This window comes from Gilliamella sp. CG22 (genome assembly GCF_046635725.1).
Lineage (GTDB): Bacteria > Pseudomonadota > Gammaproteobacteria > Enterobacterales > Orbaceae > Gilliamella > Gilliamella apicola_I.
In genome coordinates this window covers 1-4220 of the sequence record NZ_JBIDFK010000021.1, presented here as the reverse complement: position 1 = coordinate 4220, position 4220 = coordinate 1, and the positions used below count along the sequence as shown (strand labels likewise).

The window sequence follows — 4220 nt, the reverse complement described above, 5'->3', positions numbered from 1 at the left end:
CAACAAAGAAGAGATTATCAACGTTTTCCAGATGGTTATGAAGATGCACCCGACAAGAAATTAACACAAGAGCAACTAAACTTATTGGGGAAAATAAATGAGTTAGAAGAGAAGTATAAATTATGGGAAAAAAGCAAAGAAAAAGCGACAAAAATGCTCTGGTGGGATGATGTCACCAAAGGTTTAGCTAAGCAAAGTCAACAGACAGAACAAAGTGACGCAGAAACTAAAAAAGAGCAATCAGCAGACACCTCAACTAATCAAACCGAAACTTCATCAACGCTTGCCACGTTAAGTCAAAATGGTCGGGTGTGGTTTATACATCCGGTATCTATGGTAAATTATTTCTCTGATAATAAAGTGCTTTTCCAAAAAGGTGATAAAGATGAAATAATTCGAGAAATCAATATCCGTCTTGCCGGTTTTGGTGGCAATGTCCCGACTGATGAGTTTACGGAAAGAACAGAAAACATGATCAAACAGTTTCAACGTGATTATATGAAAGTTGAAGAAACGGGTGTTGTTAATATGGAAGTAATTGAAGCGATTGATAAGTTTCAAGATGAATATCCAATAGAAACATATTTTGCTCAAGCTAAGTGTAAATGTTCAACTTATAAAAAACTAGAAGGTTTAAAATGTGGAGGATTTGGGCTCGGGAGGTATTCTGAGCAAAAACAGAAGGAAGATCCTGTTGAACAGTACAGACAGTATGAATATCCCGGGTTACATAGAACGTTATTTTGGGTATTAAGAGCCTGGAAATTTTATTTGAAACACTTTGATCAACGAAATATGAAAATTGAAAAAGTTGAATCCGGATACCGCTGTTGGAGTGATAATAACTTTCATAATAACAGAAAAACCACGAATCATATGGGAAAAGCGCTAGATATTCATATGGTTTACAATAATCCAAAAATCACAACAGCTAATTTATGTGATGATGCAAGAGAGGTGATGATTAAGTATTGTGATGCTCAATACAGATGGGCTAAACCAAATTTTGTTTCTTTAGAGCCAGGAAATCGCGTAAAAATATCTACAGATCAAGCTGTAGCATCAACATGGGTACATTATGATGTCAGAAGTTTTGAATTAGTTTATTTGAAAGATGAATACTTTGCCAAAAGTGTTGAACAAGTCAATGGCATATCAATGCAAACATTAATCACTAATAAAGGTTAACAATATGCAACAAAGTAATTACTATATTGTATTATTTTCTCTATTATTAAATTTAATCGTATCATCAGCGATAGCTGATGAAAAAAAAGCGCCAGATAATTGGGGAATTATTTATGGTATTAGCAATACATTGGTAGATGAAACAACGATTGATTTTGATATAAAATTGCGTGGTAATAAATTTTATTTCAATAATCAGTCGTTTTTGATTAAACATAATACGATGCCTATAGAAGATTTTTTTAAAAGTAATAATATTGAACAAGCATATATAGATTTAAAAAAGAAGCAAACATTATTAGAGCATAGTTATAATATTAAATTAAAAGATAACATTACTTATCTTCAGTTTGATAAAAATATTGATAATAGCCTATTAAAACAGTATGTAACACAAAATCGACAGGCCTTATTATTAGATGATATGCTGCTTCTGTTTGGAAAAAATGGTAAGCCAGTGTTTTATTCAAAGCCTTATTTTGAAAAAGAATTTATTAAACAAGTCCCTCCGTTACCCACAATCAATGTTCCATTTAACCAAGAGGATGCTTTTGTGCTATATCGAGACGGCGTATTAAAAAAGCTATCCATTCATTTTAAAAATTTTTTAGATCTTCCGTGGTTTGCAATATATATATCCGGAGCAAAGTATCCTTCTATTTCACCTACTATAAATCCAATATTTATTGATGTAGGTTGGGATAGTGGTGAGACGGATTCATATTTATATCTGTTTTCTAATGATTATAACGTTCTAGATAAACTGGTGTTATTTAGTTATCGGACTACAACTCGAGGCGGTCCAGGTGGTGATGGACAACCTGTTGGTTATCGTTATTTTACTATTGACAAAAACTATTTTATTGAGCGTCGCCAACGTTTTGAAGATGAAACAATAGAAGTACAACATTTTCAAGTGACAAATGAAGGGAAGTTTCAAGAGTTACCTGTCACGTCAAATTGCTACAGTGAATTAGCGGTTAAAGATAACAAAACACATTCAACAAAAAGCCTTTTACTAACTAGTCAACAAGCAAATAATTATATGCGCTTTGAAAGCAAGAGAATCGATGAACTTTATGATATCTCACTAACCTTAAATCCTGCTGATAAAAAGCTTTGTGTTAATTATCAACAAGCCTATTCATTCACCTTTGGTAAAGCGAAGTCAAAACAGTTATTTGGTAATGAAAAACTTTATCAACAGCAAGTCGAGAATTTTAAAGAATTTAATATAGATATTAGTGACGAGTTGGAATATATCGTATTTGACAATATCGACAAATCACCATTAGCTAAATTTCTACTCAATGGAAATAAAGCGATTTATATGAACGAAATGCTCTTTATTGTGGGTGAAGATTATCTCGCAGCCTACAGGCAGCCTACAGAAACTGAATTAACCTATCAAGAAATGAATTAGGATTAAGGTTAACAATATGCAACAAAGTAATTACTATTTTGTATTATTTTCTCTATTATTAAATTTAATCGTATCATCAGCGATAGCTGATGAAAAAAAAGCGCCAGATAATTGGGGAATTATTTATGGTATTAGCAATACATTAGTAAATGAAACAACGATTGATTTTGATATAAAATTACATGGTAATAAATTTTATTTCAATAATCAGTCGTTTTTGATTAAACATAATACGATGCCAGCAGAAGATTTTTTTAAAAGCAATAATATAGAAAAAACATATTTTGATTTAAAAAAGAGGCAAGCATTATTAGAGTATAATTATAATATTAAATTAAAAGATAATATTACTTATCTTCAATTTGATAAAAATATTGATAACAGCCTATTAAAACAGTATGTAACACAAAATCGGCAGGCATTACTATTGGATGATATGCTGCTTCTGTTTGGAAACGACGGTAAACCAGTATTTTATTCAAAACCTTATTTTGAAAAAGAATTTATTAAACAAGTTCCTCCGTTAGCCACAATCAATGTTCCGTTTAATGCAAACGATACTTTTGTGCTATATCAAGACCACGTATTAAAACCGTTATCCATTCATTTTAAAAATTTTTTAGATCTTCCTTGGTTTGCAACAGATATATCCGGAGCAAAATATCCTTCTATTTCACCGATTATAAATCCAATATTAATTGATGTAGGTTGGGATAGTGGTGATGTTGATTCATATTTATATCTGTTTTCTAATGATTATAAGGTTCTAGATAAACTGGTCTTATTTAGTTATCGGACTACAACTCGAGGCGGTCCAGGTGGTGATGGACAACCTGTTGGTTATCGTTATTTTACTATTGACAAAAACTATTTTATTGAGCGTCGCCAACGTTTTGAAGATGAAACAATAGAAGTACAACATTTTCAAGTGACAAATGAAGGGAAGTTTCAAGAGTTACCTGTCACGTCAAATTGCTACAGTAAATTAGCGGTTAAAGATAACAAAACACATTCAACAAAAAGCCTTTTACTAACTAGTCAACAAGCAAATAATTATATGCGATTTAAGAAAATTACATTCGATGAACTTGATGATATCACACTAACCTTAAATCCTGCTGATAAAAAGCTTTGTGTTAATTATCAACAAGCCTATTCATTCACCTTTGGTAAAGCGAAGTCAAAACAGTTATTTGGTAATGAAAAACTTTATCAACAGCAAGTCGAAAATTTTAAAGAATTTAATATAGATATTAGTGACGAGTTGGAATATATCACATTTGACAATATCGACAAATCACCATTAGCTAAATTTCTACTAAATGGAAATAAAGCGATTTATATGAACGAAATGCTCTTTATTGTGGGTGAGGATTATTTTGCAGCCTACAGACAGCCTACAGTTATCGAGCTAACTTACCAAGAATGATAATATTAAAAGGTGCAAAATTACTGGCGTCAGCATCAGAATCGGATACGGAAGTCGGTGAGCGTCTTAAAGACTCGGAAATAAAAATATTAAGTAAAGAACAGAATATCAACTGGTTCCAAATAGAGATTCAAACATCAAAAAGTGAAACTAAAACATTATGGATAGAGAATAATAAAG

At 31.5% G+C, this 4220-nt stretch carries 4 protein-coding genes; all 4 read left to right on the top strand.

Features of this window, described 5'->3' with window-relative positions; all coding sequences use genetic code 11:
* A partial coding sequence (locus ACGH46_RS10905; RefSeq protein WP_411605634.1) for a peptidoglycan-binding domain-containing protein occupies positions 1 to 1188 on the top strand: 1188 nt, incomplete at its 5' end.
* Positions 1189 to 1192: 4 nt separating this feature from the next.
* Complete coding sequence (locus ACGH46_RS10900) at positions 1193 to 2611, top strand: hypothetical protein (RefSeq protein WP_411605632.1); 1419 nt, start codon at positions 1193 to 1195, stop codon at positions 2609 to 2611.
* Between the two features lie 16 nt (positions 2612 to 2627).
* Positions 2628 to 4040: a hypothetical protein gene (locus tag ACGH46_RS10895; protein ID WP_411605631.1), complete on the top strand. Its 1413-nt coding sequence runs from the start codon at positions 2628 to 2630 to the stop codon at positions 4038 to 4040.
* Positions 4037 to 4220 (top strand): hypothetical protein (locus tag ACGH46_RS10890; protein WP_411605630.1); only part of this gene is annotated, 184 nt, incomplete at its 3' end. The genes ACGH46_RS10895 and ACGH46_RS10890, both read left to right, overlap by 4 nt.

Coding starts and splice junctions, on each gene's coding strand:
- ACGH46_RS10900 (WP_411605632.1), top strand. CDS start 1,193: ATGCAACAAAGTAATTACTATATTGTATTATTTTCTCTATTATTAAAT.
- ACGH46_RS10895 (WP_411605631.1), top strand. CDS start 2,628: ATGCAACAAAGTAATTACTATTTTGTATTATTTTCTCTATTATTAAAT.